General features: G+C 73.0%; 12 protein-coding genes. 4 read left to right on the top strand and 8 right to left on the bottom strand.

Annotation, left to right across the window (positions count from 1 at the left end; translation table 11 throughout):
- Positions 1-32 precede the first annotated feature (32 nt).
- Entirely contained in the window at positions 33-761 is a 729-nt protein-coding gene (locus tag FLW16_RS01090) for a LytTR family DNA-binding domain-containing protein (protein WP_142557289.1), read from the bottom strand.
- Between the two features lie 216 nt (positions 762-977).
- Here FLW16_RS01090 and FLW16_RS01085 point away from each other — a divergent pair, with 216 nt between their 5' ends.
- Complete coding sequence (locus FLW16_RS01085) at positions 978-2,345, top strand: HAMP domain-containing sensor histidine kinase (RefSeq protein ID WP_142556638.1); 1,368 nt, start codon at positions 978-980, stop codon at positions 2,343-2,345.
- 38 nt (positions 2,346-2,383) lie between these two features.
- On the opposite strand, the gene FLW16_RS01080 is transcribed toward FLW16_RS01085, so the two are convergent.
- Positions 2,384-3,526 carry a sensor histidine kinase gene (locus FLW16_RS01080; RefSeq protein WP_260614745.1) on the bottom strand — a complete coding sequence of 381 codons (1,143 nt, stop codon included), beginning with the start codon at positions 3,524-3,526 and terminating at the stop codon, positions 2,384-2,386.
- A 27-nt stretch (positions 3,527-3,553) separates the two neighbouring features.
- Positions 3,554-4,174 (bottom strand): sulfite oxidase-like oxidoreductase, encoded by a 621-nt coding sequence (locus tag FLW16_RS01075; protein WP_142556636.1) that lies wholly within the window; start codon positions 4,172-4,174, stop codon positions 3,554-3,556.
- A 251-nt stretch (positions 4,175-4,425) separates the two neighbouring features.
- Here FLW16_RS01075 and aroF point away from each other — a divergent pair, with 251 nt between their 5' ends.
- Entirely contained in the window at positions 4,426-5,466 is a 1,041-nt protein-coding gene (aroF, locus tag FLW16_RS01070) for a 3-deoxy-7-phosphoheptulonate synthase (RefSeq protein ID WP_142556634.1), read from the top strand.
- 89 nt (positions 5,467-5,555) lie between these two features.
- Here aroF and thiI read toward each other — a convergent pair whose 3' ends face one another.
- The 4 genes from thiI to FLW16_RS01050 form a co-directional block, all read right to left on the bottom strand.
- Positions 5,556-6,752, bottom strand: a complete 1,197-nt coding sequence (gene thiI, locus FLW16_RS01065) for a tRNA uracil 4-sulfurtransferase ThiI (protein ID WP_142556632.1) — start codon at positions 6,750-6,752, stop codon at positions 5,556-5,558.
- A gap of 269 nt (positions 6,753-7,021) precedes the next feature.
- Positions 7,022-7,672: a response regulator transcription factor gene (locus tag FLW16_RS01060; protein WP_142557287.1), complete on the bottom strand. Its 651-nt coding sequence runs from the start codon at positions 7,670-7,672 to the stop codon at positions 7,022-7,024.
- 92 nt (positions 7,673-7,764) lie between these two features.
- Positions 7,765-9,015 (bottom strand): MacS family sensor histidine kinase, encoded by a 1,251-nt coding sequence (gene macS / locus FLW16_RS01055; protein WP_142556630.1) that lies wholly within the window; start codon positions 9,013-9,015, stop codon positions 7,765-7,767.
- A 184-nt stretch (positions 9,016-9,199) separates the two neighbouring features.
- Positions 9,200-10,225, bottom strand: a complete 1,026-nt coding sequence (locus FLW16_RS01050) for a 6-phosphofructokinase (RefSeq protein WP_142556628.1) — start codon at positions 10,223-10,225, stop codon at positions 9,200-9,202.
- Positions 10,226-10,489: 264 nt separating this feature from the next.
- Here FLW16_RS01050 and FLW16_RS01045 point away from each other — a divergent pair, with 264 nt between their 5' ends.
- Positions 10,490-11,398, top strand: a complete 909-nt coding sequence (locus FLW16_RS01045; protein ID WP_142556626.1) for a helix-turn-helix domain-containing GNAT family N-acetyltransferase — start codon at positions 10,490-10,492, stop codon at positions 11,396-11,398.
- 39 nt (positions 11,399-11,437) lie between these two features.
- Complete coding sequence (locus FLW16_RS01040) at positions 11,438-12,199, top strand: trypsin-like peptidase domain-containing protein (RefSeq protein WP_185949191.1); 762 nt, start codon at positions 11,438-11,440, stop codon at positions 12,197-12,199.
- 126 nt (positions 12,200-12,325) lie between these two features.
- Here the strand turns inward: FLW16_RS01040 and FLW16_RS01035 are convergent, their stop codons facing one another.
- Positions 12,326-13,279, bottom strand: a complete 954-nt coding sequence (locus FLW16_RS01035) for a PhoX family protein (protein WP_260614806.1) — start codon at positions 13,277-13,279, stop codon at positions 12,326-12,328.
- Between the last annotated feature and the right edge of the window lie 488 nt (positions 13,280-13,767).

Raw genomic sequence — 13,767 nt, 5'->3', positions numbered from 1 at the left:
CGCCGCGGGGTGCGGGGTGATCGCGTGGAGGCTCAGGGACGGAACTGGCGGACGAGCTGCTCGCGCACCTGCCGGGTGTGCCGCCTGCTCACCGGCAGCGTCTCGCCGCCCACCTGCAGGACCACCCGCCCGGCGTCGAAGCGCAGCTCGCTCACGTGCCGGGCGTTGACGAGGGTGCTGCGGTGGGCCCGGATGAACCCCGCGCCCGCCCAGCGGCGTTCCAGCGCCGCGAGGGACATCCGCACGAGGTAGACGGCGTCGCCCGTGTGCAGGCGCACGTAGTCGCCGTGGGCTTCGGCGTAGCACACGTCCTGCCGGGCCACGAACTTCGTGCGGCCCCCGAGCTCGACCGGGATCGTCTCCAGGTCCTCCTCGGCGCCGGGAGGCGCGACGGCGGCCGAGAGCCGGCGTACGGCCTCCGCCAGGCGTTCCGGGCGTACGGGCTTGAGCAGGTAGTCGACGGCCTCCAGCTCGAACGCCTGGACCGCGCAGTCGTGGGCGCTGACGAAGACCAGGCGGGGAGGCGTGGGGAAACCGCCGATGAGCCGGGCCAGGTCGAGGCCGTCGAGGCCCGGCATGCGCACGTCCAGGAAGACGCCGTCGAGGCGCTCCCCGTGGGCGATCATCTGGACCATGTCGTGCAGGGCGGCCCCGCCGTCGGTCGCCGTGCTCACGTGCTCCACCCGGGCGTCCTGGCGGAGCAGGAAGGCGAGCTCGGACAGGGCGGGGACCTCGTCGTCCACCGCGAGGACACGCAGCATGGCGTCCACCGTGCCGCGTGCCCCGCCCTCCGCGCAAGGGGTGACCGAGCGGTAGGTGACATTCCCGATACTCTCCGCCACCATAGCGGGCCGGTGCCGAGGCAAGTTCCAGGCCAAGACTAGGTAGAACTATTGGCCTTTCGCCGCCCAAAAGGCCTTTTATCCACCAGGGCTGCTTACCGTTGACAGGGAGACCAGGCCGAACGAGGAACTTTGATGAGCATCAGGCCGGGCACGTTCCTTCCCCTCTCCCACTCCATCCAGGCGCGCGTGACGCTGACCGTCGCGGCGGTGTCCGTGCTCGTCGCCGCGGTGATCGGGATCGGCCTGTGCCTGCTGATCCGGCACCGGATCGAGAGCGAGATCTTCAAGGAGACGCGTCGCGTCGCCACCGAGTGGATCGGCCTGATGGAACGCGGGCAGGTCCCGCCGCCGGCGCCGACAGCGCGGGTCCCGCTCGTCCAGCTCACCGACTCGCGGGGCCGGGTGGTGATGGCCGGGCCCATGGCCCGCGATCGGCCGCTGAGCACGGTGAGGCCGACCGAGGAGAACCGTTTCCGCGACGTGACCGAGTGCCCCGAGAGCGAGCGGTGCGTCATGCTCACCGCCGCCCGGGTCCCGTCGTTGCAGTCCTGGGAGCTCTGGCGGGGCGACCCCCACTTCGTCTACGCCGGCACGGACCAGCCGCCCGCCCTGCGCGGGCACCGGCTGGAGCTCCTCATCGGCGCGGGCGGGGCGCTGCTGGCGGCCCTGTGGACGTGGACGACCTGGCGGGCGACGGGCCGCGTCCTGCGCCCCATCAACGCGATCCGGCAGCGGATGTCGGAGATCAACGCCAACGACCTGTCCCTGCGGGTGCCGCAGCCGTCCGGCCGGGACGAGATCGCCCAGCTGGCCCGCGCCGCGAACCAGACGCTCGGCCGGCTGGAGTCGTCGGTCACGCGGCAGCGGGAGTTCGCCGCCGTCGTGTCCCACGAGCTCAAGTCCCCGCTCGCCGGGCTGCGTACCGGGCTGGAGGAGGCGCTGCTCTACCCGGAGATCGACGCACGGGAGGCGATCGCCAGGTCGCTGCCGGCCGCCGACCGCATGCAGCACATCATCGACGAACTGCTCGCCTTCGCCCGGCTCCGCAACACGCCGTGCTCGTACGAGCCGGTCGACCTCGGGGCGCTCGTACGCGCCGAGGCGGCGGCGCGCGCCGCGGGCGTGCCGGTGCTCGCCAGGACCGAGCCGGACGTGCGGGTCCTCGGCAACCGCGTGCAACTGGCCAGCATCGTGACGAACCTTCTGGTGAACGCGCAGCGCCACGCCGCCGGCCAGGTGGACGTGAGCGCCGAGCGCGCCGGCGCCCAGGCGCTGGTGGTGGTGATGGACGACGGCGACGGCGTCGGCAAGGAGGACAGGGATCGCATCTTCGAACCCTTCACCCGGCTGGAGGCGGGACGGCGCCTCGATCCCGACGGCAGCGGCCTCGGCCTGGCCCTGTGCCGGGCGATCGCGGTGGCGCACGAGGGCAGCCTGTGCGTCGAGGACTCCCCGCGCGGCGCCAGGTTCGTCCTCCGGCTCCCGCTCCTGACCGGCTGAGCGCCCGGCCCGGCCGCCGGGGGCGCGGCGAGAGGGGTTCAGGAGCGGGCAGGGACGGCCCGGGGGCGGCTCTTGGGGATGCGCAGCCGGATGCGGGTGCCCTTGCCGGGCGCCGTCTCGACCATGAGCCCGTAGTCCTGGCCGTAGAGGTGGCGCATGCGCAGGTCCACGTTGCTCAGCCCGATCCCGCTGCTCTCCTCGGCGAGCGCGGCCCGCAGATGCTCGGGGTCCATGCCGACGCCGTCGTCCTCGACCCAGATGTGCGCCTCCGGCCCGGCGTCCCTGATCACGACCCGGACCTCCCCCGGCATGCCGTGCTTGATGGCGTTCTCCACCAGGGGCTGCAGGCACAGGAACGGCACGTCGACCCGCAGCACCTCGGGGGCGACCTGGACGGTGAAGCGCAGCCGGTCGCCGAACCTCGCCTGCTCCAGCAGCAGGTAGCGGTCCACGCAGCTCAGCTCGTCGGCGAGGGAGGTGAAGTCGGCCGCACGGCGCAGCGCGTACCGGATGAAGTCGGCGAAGTCGAGCAGCAGCTCGCGGGCGCGCTCGGGATCGGTCCGGACGAACGAGGCGATCGTGGTGAGCGAGTTGTAAACGAAGTGGGGCGAGATCTGCGCCCGCAGGGCCCGCGCCTCCGCCTCCAGGGTCCGCCTGCGGGAGGCGTCGAGTTCGGCGAGTTCGAGCTGGCCGGACATCCAGCGGCCCACCTCGGCCGCCGTGCGCACCATGGCGGCGCCGATCTCCGTGTCGTACGCCGCGAGAGCGCCGACCGCCCGCCCCTCCAGGGTCAGGGGGACGACCACCCCGTGCCGGTCGCCGCCCGCGGCGGGGGCGCGGCGTGGCCTGCCGTCCGCCATGGTCGCGCGCGCCTCGGCGAGGACCGCCTCGTCCGCCGGCACACCCGTGCCGTCCCTGGCGAGGACGCGGTCACTCGTGGCGACCACCAGGCCGGCGGTGCCGAGCAACGTCCGCAGGTGCCGTGCGGCGCGGCGGGCGGAGCCGTGGGTGAGCCCGGCGCGCAGCGAGCCCGCGGCCAGCCCGGCGACGCGCAGGGCGAGGAACGTCGCCTCCCCGGGCAGTTCGCCGGGGGCCGGCCCGCGGCAGGCGAGGGCGCGGCCCAGTGCGCCGCCGCAGACCCCGCAGAGCGCGCACAGCGTGATCCAGACGGCTGAAGACACGCCGGACACCGTAGCCGCTCGGCGGCCTCACGGAGGGCCGTCGCCCGGGTCCTCCTGATATGAGTAGCGCTGCTCCTTCCAGGGATCGGCCACGTTGTGGTAGCCGCGCTCCTCCCAGAAGCCGCGCCGGTCCTCGGTCAGGTACTCGACCGCGCGCACCCATTTCACGCTCTTCCAGGCGTACAGGTGCGGCACCACGATCCGTACGGGATAGCCGCGCTCGGGGGACAGCGGGTTGTCGTCGAGGTGCGTGGCGAACAGCGTCGTCGGGCGCTCGAAGTCGGACATGCGCATGTTGGCGCTGTAGCCGTACTCGGCCCAGACCATGACGTGACGCACACCCGGCGCCGGCGGGACGCGGTCGAGCAGCACCGACGTGGGAACGCCGCCCCACTCGTTCCCCATGAGGGAGAACTTGGTGACGCAGTGGAAGTCCGCCATGACCGTCGCCCTGGGCAGCGCGGCGAACTCCTCCCACGAGAACTCGTGGACCCGGCCCGAGGCCGTGGCGCCGAACACCTGGAAACGCCACGTCTCAGGGCGGAACGCCGGGACCCGCCCGTAGTGGACGACGGGCCGTCCGCGTGGGACGTACTGGCCCGGCGGCAGGCGCGTCTCCTCCTCAGGATTCTCCGGCACGCGTGCCATCCTGCCATCCGCCCGGAGGACGACCGCACCGGACCCCGGAGGTGCGGGTGCGGCACGATCAAGGAACCGTGCGCTATATTGCGTCACATGCGCACCGCTTGGTCGTTTTGGTATGGCGACGGACCCGTGAGGACCGATCGCCTCCATGCGCTGCGCTGACAGCCACGGCGAACGAAGGCCCCGGGTCCACACGGACCCGGGGCCTTCGTCGTTTTTCCGGACCCGCACCGTCGACAGCGACAGGAGTCACCATGGTCATCGTCATGACCCCCGAGGCCACGCAGGACGACATCGAGGCGATCGCCGACCTCGTCGCCTCCGCCGGAGGGGAGGCGTTCGCGAGCCGCGGCGTGAACCGTACGATCGTCGGCCTCATCGGCGACGTCGAGCAGTTCGCCACACTGAACCTGCGCGCCATGCCGGGCGTCGCGGACGTCGTGCGGGTCTCCACGCCGTACAAGCTCGTGAGCAGGGAGAACCATCCCCAACGCTCCACGGTGACCGTGCGCGGCGTGCCGATCGGCCCGGACACCGTCACCCTCATCGCGGGCCCGTGCGCGGTCGAGACACCGGAGCAGACGCTGGAGGCCGCGCTGATGGCCAAGGCGGCGGGCGCGACGCTGCTGCGCGGCGGCGCCTACAAGCCGCGCACCTCGCCGTACGCCTTCCAGGGACTGGGCGAGGAGGGCCTGCGGATCCTGGCCGACGTGCGCGAGCAGACCGGGCTGCCGATCGTCACCGAGGTCGTGGACGCCCACGACGTGGCGCTCGTGGCGTCGTACGCCGACATGCTGCAGGTCGGCACCCGCAACGCGCAGAACTTCGCGCTGCTGCAGGCCGTGGGCGCGGCGGGCAAGCCGGTCATGCTGAAGCGGGGCATGACGGCGACCATCGAGGAGTGGCTGATGGCGGCCGAGTACGTCGCCCAGCGCGGCAACCTCGACATCGTCCTGTGCGAGCGGGGCATCCGCACCTACGAGCCCGCCACCCGCAACACGCTCGACATCTCTGCGGTGCCGGTCGTCCAGCGGCTGTCGCACCTGCCGGTGATCGTGGACCCGTCGCACTCCGGCGGCCGGCGCGACCTCGTGCTGCCGCTGTCGCGGGCCGCGGTCGCGGTCGGGGCCGACGGACTGATCATCGACGTGCACCCGCACCCCGAGCAGGCCCTGTGCGACGGCCCGCAGGCCCTGGTGAACGGGGACCTGGACGCCCTCGCGGTGGTCATGCGCGACTTCCCCCCGCTGGTGGGCCGCACCGCGACGACGGCGGCGTCCCCGATCCCCGCCTGAACCCGTCCCGCCTTGGCGCGCCCCCGCCGGGGCCACGGAACCGCATCAGGCGGTCCCGGGTCCCGGCGGGGCCGGGGACGAACGCCGGCTCAGACGTCGAGCTTGTACGGCTGGATCGAGTCGGCCAGCTGGGCGGCGAGGTCCTCGGCGTCCAGGCGCTTCTCGATCTGCTTGAGGTCCTCGATCTTCGCGCGGGTCTCGGCCTGCCGGGGCGCGAGCAGCGTGCAGCAGTCCTCGTCGGGCAGCTCGGAGATCTCCAGCGTCCCGATCCGGCGGGCCTCGGCCATGATCTCGGTCTTGTCCAGGCCGATCAGCGGGCGCAGGATCGGCAGGTCCACGGCGTGGTCCTGGGCCGTGATGTTGGCCAGGGTCTGCGAGGACACCTGGCCGAGGCTGTCGCCGGTGACCAGCGCCTCGGCGTGGATGCGGTGGGCGACCTCCTCGGCCGTCTTGAGCATCAGCCGCCGCTGCGCGATCACCGCGAGCCGGTCCTGGCCGGAGTTCCTGATCGACTGCTGCGCCTTGCCGAACGGCACCACCCACAGCCGCGACTTGCCCTGGAACTTGTCCAGGTTGCGCACCAGCGCGTACGCCTTGTAGATCGACTCCGAGGTGGTGAACGGGATGCCGGAGAAGTGCAGGAAGTCCACCCGCAGGCCGCGCCGCATCATGCGGTAGGCGGCGACCGGGGAGTCGATGCCGCCGGACAGCAGCGCCAGCGCCCGGCCGCTGGAGCCGACCGGCAGGCCACCCTGGCCAGGCCGGCCCCCGGTGAACAGGAACGCCTCGTCCTTGTCCACCTCGATGTGCACGGTCAGCTCCGGGTTGCTCAGGTCGACCGGCAGCCCGTAGGTGTCGTTGATCGCCCCGCCGACCACGCGGTCCAGCTCGTTGGAGCGCAGCGGGAAGCGCTTGTCGCGACGCCGCGACCGTACGGCGAAGCGCGCCTTGCGGGCCACCTCGTCGCTGTCACCGATCAGCTCGATCGCGGCCTTGGTGATCGAGTCGGGGTCCTTCGCCACCCGCCAGGCGAGGTGGACCAGCACGATCCCGGGCACGTCGGCCACGCGGGCCGCCACCGCCTCGGCCTCCTCCATTGCGGTCCCCGCGGGCAGGAACAGGGCGATCACCCCGTGCCGCTGGCGGATGTCGACCCGGTGGTCCTTGAGAGCGTGCTTGATGTTCGCCCGCAGGCGCATCTCGAAGATCTCGCGGTTCCGGCCCTTCAGAACCACCTCGCCTAACTTGAGCAGCACCGAGGGCTCTCCGAGGGCGGTCATGGTCATCTGTGGAAACCTCCGGACGGACATGGACGGCCGTCACGCCGGGGAGGGCACGGCCAGGGGACATACGCCAAGGACAACGCGTCACAGCGATGCGGGCTTCCCCACTGTAATGCCGCCGCCGCGACAGCGCCGATCGCCGCCTCGCGGGGCGTCCCCGAACCTCGGCCGGACGGGTCGCCGCGCCGGAAGGAACCCCCGGCCCTCGCGAAGCCCGCCCCGCTCCCTCGGCCGGCGAACGTTGCGGACAGGCGAACGTTTCGGACAGCAGACTAGTCGAGTTCGGCCAGGCCCTTCTCTATCGCGTAGCGGACCAGCTCGACCCGGTTGTGGAGCTGGAGCTTGCTCAGCGTGTTCTGCACGTGGTTCTGCACCGTGCGATGCGACAGCACCAGACGTTCGGCGATCTGCCGATATGTCAGGCCCTTGGCGACCATGCGCAGCACCTCGGTCTCCCGGTCGGTCAGCCGGGGGCCGTCCTGCGCGGCGGCCTGGCCGGGGCCCGGCGCCCGGTGGGCCAGCCTGCGGTACTCCCCCAGCACCAGCCCGGCCAGGCCGGGAGTGAAGACGGCGTCGCCCTCGGCGGTGCGCCGGACCGCGTCCAGGAACTCCTCCCGGCTCGCCGATTTCACGAGATATCCGGAGGCGCCCGCCTTGACCGCCTCCAGCACGTCCGCCTCCTCGGCGCTGGCCGACAGGACGAGCACGCGCGGCGGGGCCGCGGACGCGCCCAGCCCCCGGGCCACCTCCACGCCCGGCAGGTCCGGCAGCCGCAGGTCGAGCACCACCACGTCCGGCCGCACCGCCGCCGCGACGCGCAGCGCCTGGCGGCCCTCCCCGGTGGCGGCGACGACGTCGTACCCGGCCTCGGTCAGGTCCCGGGCGACCGCCTCCCGCCACATCGGGTGGTCGTCGACCACCATGACCCGCACCCGCGGGCGTTCCCGGCCGTCCTCGGCTTCCGCGCCCGTGGCCGGGCGCGCGGGATCACTCGCGCGCAGCCGTCCGTCTCCGCTCACGACCGCCTCTCGTTCCCTTCGTCCGCCCGCACCGGGACCGACAGCTCGATCTCCGTTCCCGTCGGCGACGAGGTGATCGCCACCGTGCCGCCGAGGTCGGCCACGCGACCCCGGATCGAGCGGGCCACGCCCATGCGCCCCTCGCGAGCCGCCTGCTCCAGCCGGCCCTCGGGGATGCCCGGCCCGTCGTCGCGTACGGTGACGACGACCGCGCCGCCGTCCTCCTCTGCGAGTATCCACGCGCGGGCGCCCTCGGGGCAGTGCCGCACGACGTTGTCGAGGGCCGCGCCGACGGCCGCCGCCACCTCCCGCGCGCTCTCGGCCGGCAACGGCAGCGGCGTCGCGGGCGCGGACACGGTCACCCGGGAGGTGCCGTACGGCCGCAGCAGGTCACGCAGATCGACCTCGGGCTCCGCCGGGCCGGTTCCCGTGAGGTCCGACTCGGAAAGGGCTCCCCGGTCGGCGAGGGGACGACGAGGCCGCGCCGGCGACCGGAGCCGGCCGCGAAGGCCCGGCGGCGGCACGGGGTCGGGCGCCTCCGCCACGGGCGGGGCCTGCACCAGCGCCCGCAGCGCCGCCTCCTGCTCCCCCGCGAGCCTGCCCAGCTCGGCCGCCTCGCCGCCGATCTCCGCGCCCCTGCGCTGCACCAGGGCCAGCACCTGGAGCACCGAGTCGTGGATGCCCCGGGCCAGCCGCTCCCGCTCGCGGCCCGCCGCCTCGATCCGCGCGGCGCGCCGCATGCGCTCCTCGGCCTCCCGCGCGAGCCGGGCGACGTGCCCGACGACGACCCCGGCCATGAACATGAGCACGGCGCCGTTCACCGGGATCGAGGCGAGGTCGACCCCGTTGCCGCTGCGCAGCCACAGGTCGGCCGCCGACATGATCGCGGCGGCGACCGCACCGGCCCGGCGTCCCCGCGCCACGCCGTACGCCAGGACGGGCCCGGCCACCCAGGTCGCCGTGATCGGGATCGCCCCGGCCAGCATGTCGCCGCGGCTCTGCGCGTACGGCGTGGCCAGCAGGCATCCCGCCGTGACGACGAGGTCGGCGGCCAGCAGCGGCTCGCGCCGCGCGGCGGGACGCGGGACGAGTGTGACGACCGTCCAGACGGCCATGACGCCGACGAGGGCCCAGGCCACGGCCGGACGGGCGTAGCCGCCGGCCCTGAGCACGAGCAACGCCGCGTACGCGAGCGACGCCACACGGAAGACCGCGATCGCCCGCCAGAACGGTCCCTCGATGCCCATCGCGCGGCGCCCTCTCCTGATCGAGCAGGGAGGGCCGGGCCCTCCGCTCACATACTCGGGCAATCACCGCGCCCCCGCGGTTCACTCGGCGCCATTCGGGGCCGCGCATGCGTACGGCTCCCGCGGGGCGACGCGGGAGCCGTACCGGATCGTGCGCGGGCCGTGGTGACGGGTCCGCGACCGATCAGCCGAAGAAGACCTCGGCCTCCTCGTAGCGGGAGGCCGGCACGGTCTTGAGCTCGGCGGTCGCCTCGGCGAGGGCGACGCGGACGATGTCGGTGCCGCGCAGCGCGACCATCTTGCCGAAGTCGCCCTCGTGCACCGCGTCGATCGCGCCGAGGCCGAAGCGGGTCGCGAGAACGCGGTCGTAGGCGGTCGGGGTGCCGCCGCGCTGGATGTGGCCGAGGACCGTGGTGCGGGCCTCCTTGCCGGTGCGCTTCTCGATCTCCTTGGCGAGGACCTCGCCGATGCCGCCGAGACGCACGTGGCCGAACGCGTCCAGCTCGCCCGCCTGCAGCGCCATCTGGCCCTCGAGCGGGTGGGCGCCCTCGGCGACGACGATGATCGGCGCGTAGCGGGTCTTGAACCGCGACTCGACGTAGGCGCAGACCTTCTCGATGTCGAACGGCTTCTCCGGGATCAGGATGACGTTGGCGCCGGCGGCCATGCCCGCGTGCAGCGCGATCCAGCCCGCGTGGCGGCCCATGACCTCGCAGATCAGCGCGCGGTGGTGCGACTCGGCGGTGGTGTGCAGCCGGTCGATGGCCTCCATCGCGATGTTGACCGCGGTGTCGAAGCCGAAGGTGTAGTCGGTGGCGTTGAGGTCGTTGTCGATCGTCTTGGGCACGCCGACGACCTTCACGTCGCGGTCGAACAGCTGCTTGGCCACGCCCAGCGTGTCCTCACCGCCGATGGCGATGAGCGCGTCGACGCCCTGCGCGGCGAGGTTCTCCTTGATCCGCTCGACGCCGCCCTCGATCTTGATGGGGTTCGTGCGGGAGGAGCCGAGGATCGTGCCACCACGCGGCAGGATGCCCCGGACGGCCTGGATGTCGAGCGGCATGGTGTCGCCCTCCAGAGGGCCACGCCAGCCGTCCCGGAACCCGACGAACTCGTGCCCGTACACGCCGACGCCCTTGCGGACGACGCCGCGGATCACCGCGTTCAGCCCGGGGCAGTCGCCGCCTCCGGTCAGGACTCCAATACGCATGACGGGTTCTTCCTCCATCTGGGATTACGCGTGGAATGGCGCGGCCGGCCCGACGCAGACCCCGGCGCTCCACCGCACCGCATTCTGCCTGAGACTATCTCAATGGTCTAGACCAAAAGGAGAGGCTACGCCACCCGGCCGACCAGACCAACCCAGTCTCGCACGGCGAGACCGCCCGCGTCGTGAGAGGCGTCTTCCCAACGGCTCTCCGCGGTTCTATGTTTGACTCCGTCAACCATTTCCTTGAGTTAGACAAGGGAAAAAATGGACATCGTTTCGGAAGTCCGTGCGTTCAACCGCTTCTACACGTCCGTCATCGGCGTGCTCGGGGCGGGAATGCACGACACCTCCTACTCCCTGACCGAGGCGCGGGTGCTGTTCGAACTCGGCACCACGGAGGCGGCGGACGCCGCCGACATCAGGGCCATGCTCGGTCTCGACCCCGGCTACCTGAGCCGGATCCTCGCCAGGTTCGAGAGCGACGGGCTGGTGTCCCGGGAGCGGTCGGCCGAGGACGCCCGCCGCCAGGTCGTACGGCTCACCCCCAAGGGCCGCGACACCTTCGCCGTGCTCGACCGGCGCTCGGCCGCCGAGATCGAGGCCCTGCTGGCGAAGCTGACCGATCCCGAACGCCGGCGGCTCGTCTCCGCGATGGGCACCGTGCGGAGCCTGCTGGAGCCCGCCGAACGGCGCGAGCCGTACGTGATCAGGCCGCCGCGGGCGGGCGACCTCGGCTGGGTCGTGCACCGGCACGGAGCCCTCTACAGCGAGGAGTACGGCTGGGGCGCCGCGTTCGAGGCCCTGGTCGCGCGGATCGTCGCCGAGTACGTCGATGAGCACGACCCCCGCCGGGAGGCGGCCTGGATCGCCGAGGTGCGCGGCGAGCCGGTGGGGTGCGTCTTCTGCGTCCGCAAGGACGACACGACGGCGCAACTCCGCCTGCTGCTGGTCGAGCCGTCCGCGCGCGGCATGGGCATCGGCGGGCGTCTGGTCGAGGAGTGCCTGCGCTTCGCCGCGGCCGCCGGCTACCGGCGGATCATGCTCTGGACCCGCGACGCGCTCTCGAGCGCCCGCCGGATCTACCAGGCGGCGGGGTTCGAACTGGTGGAGCAGCACCCGGCCGAGGAGTCGGGCATCCCCGTCAACGACCAGGTCTGGGCCAAAGACCTGTGACCTTCCGGACCCGTCCTGGCGGTCTCTACCATGATCTCCATGCGGGGATCGGTGGGGCGGGGCGCGGGGGCGATCGCCCTCGCGGTGTGCGTGGCCGGGAGCACGGCGGGGAGCACGGCGGGGTGCGCTGCCATGGTTGAGCACTCACCGCCTGCCCGCCGGCCGCCCGCCGCCCGTACGGCCGGGGCCGAGACTCAGCCCCTGTTCACGCACAGCGTGGTACGAGTCCGGGGGTTCGCCTCCTCCTGCGACCAACGGACGGAGACGACCGGATTCGTCTACGCGCCAGAGAGGGTCCTGCTCAACGCCCACGCCGTGGCGGGAGTGAACCGCGACCTGGAGGTGGTCCTCGACGACGGGCGACGGTTCGCCGCGCGGGTGGTGGCCTTCGACCCGGAGGTGGACGCCGCCGTCCTGCGGGCACCGGGGCTCACCGCCCAGCCGTTGCGGCTCACGAGGGCCGCGAGGACCGCCGCCGTGGTCGTCGGCTACCCCAAGGGAGCGGACGCCCCTGTCGTGATCCCCGCCACGGTGGGGCCGGACCAGCCCGCCGATTCGTACGACATCTACGACCGCGAACGGGTGTCGCTGCGGGTCCACCGCTTCCTGGGTGCGGCCGTCGAACCCGGCATGGCGGGCGCGCCGCTCGTCACGGGCGGGGACCGGGCGATGGGCATGGTCTTCGCGGTGGACACGGAGAGGGCCGCCGTCGGCTATGCGCTCACCGCCGCCCAGATCGAGGCGGTCGCGGCGGCGGGCGAGAACGCCACCACCGCCGTTCCACACGATCCCTGCTCCTGACAGCCGCCGCGCGACGAGTCGCACGCCGCGCCCGGGGGCGTGGAGCCCACCCGCCGCCCGGCGACCGCGTCCGCCATCCGGGGAGGGGCTGCGGCGAATCGGCTCGCGGAGCCGTACGGCGCCGGTTCAGGCGCGGACGAGATCGCGGAACGGCCCGCGGACCTCGACGGTCACGGGAGCCGGAGCGGGCCGGACATCCTGCGGTGGACGGCAGGAGAAGTAGAGCCTGTCGCCGGCCGGGGACAGCGAGGAGCCCGCGACGGTCCAGCCGTCCGTGACGCGCAGGAACGGCACCGCCCGGTCCCCGGCGACGAGGGTGATCTCGCCGCCGGCGCCGCCGCCTGACGCGCCGGCCGTTTCGTGCAGCACCCTCAGGCACTCGCGGGCGGCGTCGTACGCCCACACCCGGCCGTCGCCCTCGGTGACGAACCGCACCAGGCCGTCGGAATAGTGACAGTCACCGCCGCCCGCGAACCTCCTGGCCCCCTTCACCTGCTCACGCAGGGGCACATGGTCGCGGAGAGCCGGGATCGGCACCCGTTCCCAGGCCACGGACTCCTCGCCGGAGTCGCCCACCATCACCTCGAGCACGCCCGTCGTGAGGTCGCCCCAGTCGTCCGGGCGGAACCGGTACAGGCACCCGTCCGGCTCCCCTTCGGTGAGGTAGACGACGCCCCGGTCGGGATCGCAGGCCACGCCGCCGTGCGCGAACAGGCCCATCGCGAGCCGGGGCATGGGGGCGCGCAGGCCGTACGGGTCGCATTCGAAGACCCGGCCGTACGGCGTCAGCTCGCCCGACACCCAGGTGTGCCACGGTGTCGCGGCGCCGGCCCCGCTGCGGTCGGCTCCGGACAGGATGCGATATCCGCTGCGCAGGGTCCCGTCCGGGGCGAAACGCAGCGCCGTCACGCCGCCGAGCAGCGGCAGCGCGCAGTTCGACACGTATATCCAGCCGTCCCCGTCCGGGAAGCATCCGCCGCCGTCCGGGGCCGCGTGCCAGACGACTCCCCCGGCTCGCTCTCCCGACCGCGCCACGATCCGGCCGGCGAAGCCCGGCGGCAGGGTTCGCAACACCTCCATAGGGAACGGGCCGTCCGGATCCCCCCGCCCGTACGCCTCGCTCCCGCCGCGCGGCTCGCATCCGCCGTCAGGCCGTGCGAACGTCGCGCGCCACAACGCTCCCGGCAGCGCCGAGAGCGCCGCCGATCGGACGGAAGTCCCCTGCACCGCTGACCGCCTCCTTGACCTGCCCCTGGTCATGCCGGTCCGCCCCCGGCGGGCCGTTCGTTCGTTCCCGCTGCGGCCGGCGAGCCCGGACCGGGCCGGGGCCGCCCCGCTCCCCTACCCGCCCTGCGGGCACCCGACCGGGTGTTCCGTCCGGCGTCTTCCTGTCCTGCGTCTTCCTGTCCTGCGTCTTCCTGTCCCCCGGCGGCACGTCGCACACGTGGCGGCGCCCAGTCGACCCGTCTCGTGTGAACGGCGGGAGAAGCGGCGTCCCTCGCCGAGACGAACTCTTCGAAAACCATGACGCCGCATGACCGGAGCGATGTTGACAGTGTTATTGTGAC

This window comes from Microbispora sp. KK1-11 (assembly GCF_006874435.1).
GTDB classification, from domain to species: domain Bacteria; phylum Actinomycetota; class Actinomycetes; order Streptosporangiales; family Streptosporangiaceae; genus Microbispora; species Microbispora catharanthi.
This window is presented reverse-complemented; position numbering and strand designations above follow the sequence as displayed.

Excerpts from the sequence above, each read along its gene's own strand:
- FLW16_RS01090 (WP_142557289.1), bottom strand. The coding sequence starts at position 761 with ATGCTGCGTGTCCTCGCGGTGGACGACGAGGTCCCCGCCCTGTCCGAG.
- FLW16_RS01085 (WP_142556638.1), top strand. The coding sequence starts at position 978 with ATGAGCATCAGGCCGGGCACGTTCCTTCCCCTCTCCCACTCCATCCAG.
- FLW16_RS01075 (WP_142556636.1), bottom strand. The coding sequence starts at position 4,174 with ATGGCACGCGTGCCGGAGAATCCTGAGGAGGAGACGCGCCTGCCGCCG.
- aroF (WP_142556634.1), top strand. The coding sequence starts at position 4,426 with ATGGTCATCGTCATGACCCCCGAGGCCACGCAGGACGACATCGAGGCG.
- thiI (WP_142556632.1), bottom strand. The coding sequence starts at position 6,752 with ATGACCATGACCGCCCTCGGAGAGCCCTCGGTGCTGCTCAAGTTAGGC.
- FLW16_RS01060 (WP_142557287.1), bottom strand. The coding sequence starts at position 7,672 with ATGGTGGTCGACGACCACCCGATGTGGCGGGAGGCGGTCGCCCGGGAC.
- macS (WP_142556630.1), bottom strand. The coding sequence starts at position 9,015 with ATGGGCATCGAGGGACCGTTCTGGCGGGCGATCGCGGTCTTCCGTGTG.
- FLW16_RS01050 (WP_142556628.1), bottom strand. The coding sequence starts at position 10,225 with ATGCGTATTGGAGTCCTGACCGGAGGCGGCGACTGCCCCGGGCTGAAC.
- FLW16_RS01045 (WP_142556626.1), top strand. The coding sequence starts at position 10,490 with ATGGACATCGTTTCGGAAGTCCGTGCGTTCAACCGCTTCTACACGTCC.
- FLW16_RS01040 (WP_185949191.1), top strand. The coding sequence starts at position 11,438 with ATGCGGGGATCGGTGGGGCGGGGCGCGGGGGCGATCGCCCTCGCGGTG.
- FLW16_RS01035 (WP_260614806.1), bottom strand. The coding sequence starts at position 13,279 with ATGGAGGTGTTGCGAACCCTGCCGCCGGGCTTCGCCGGCCGGATCGTG.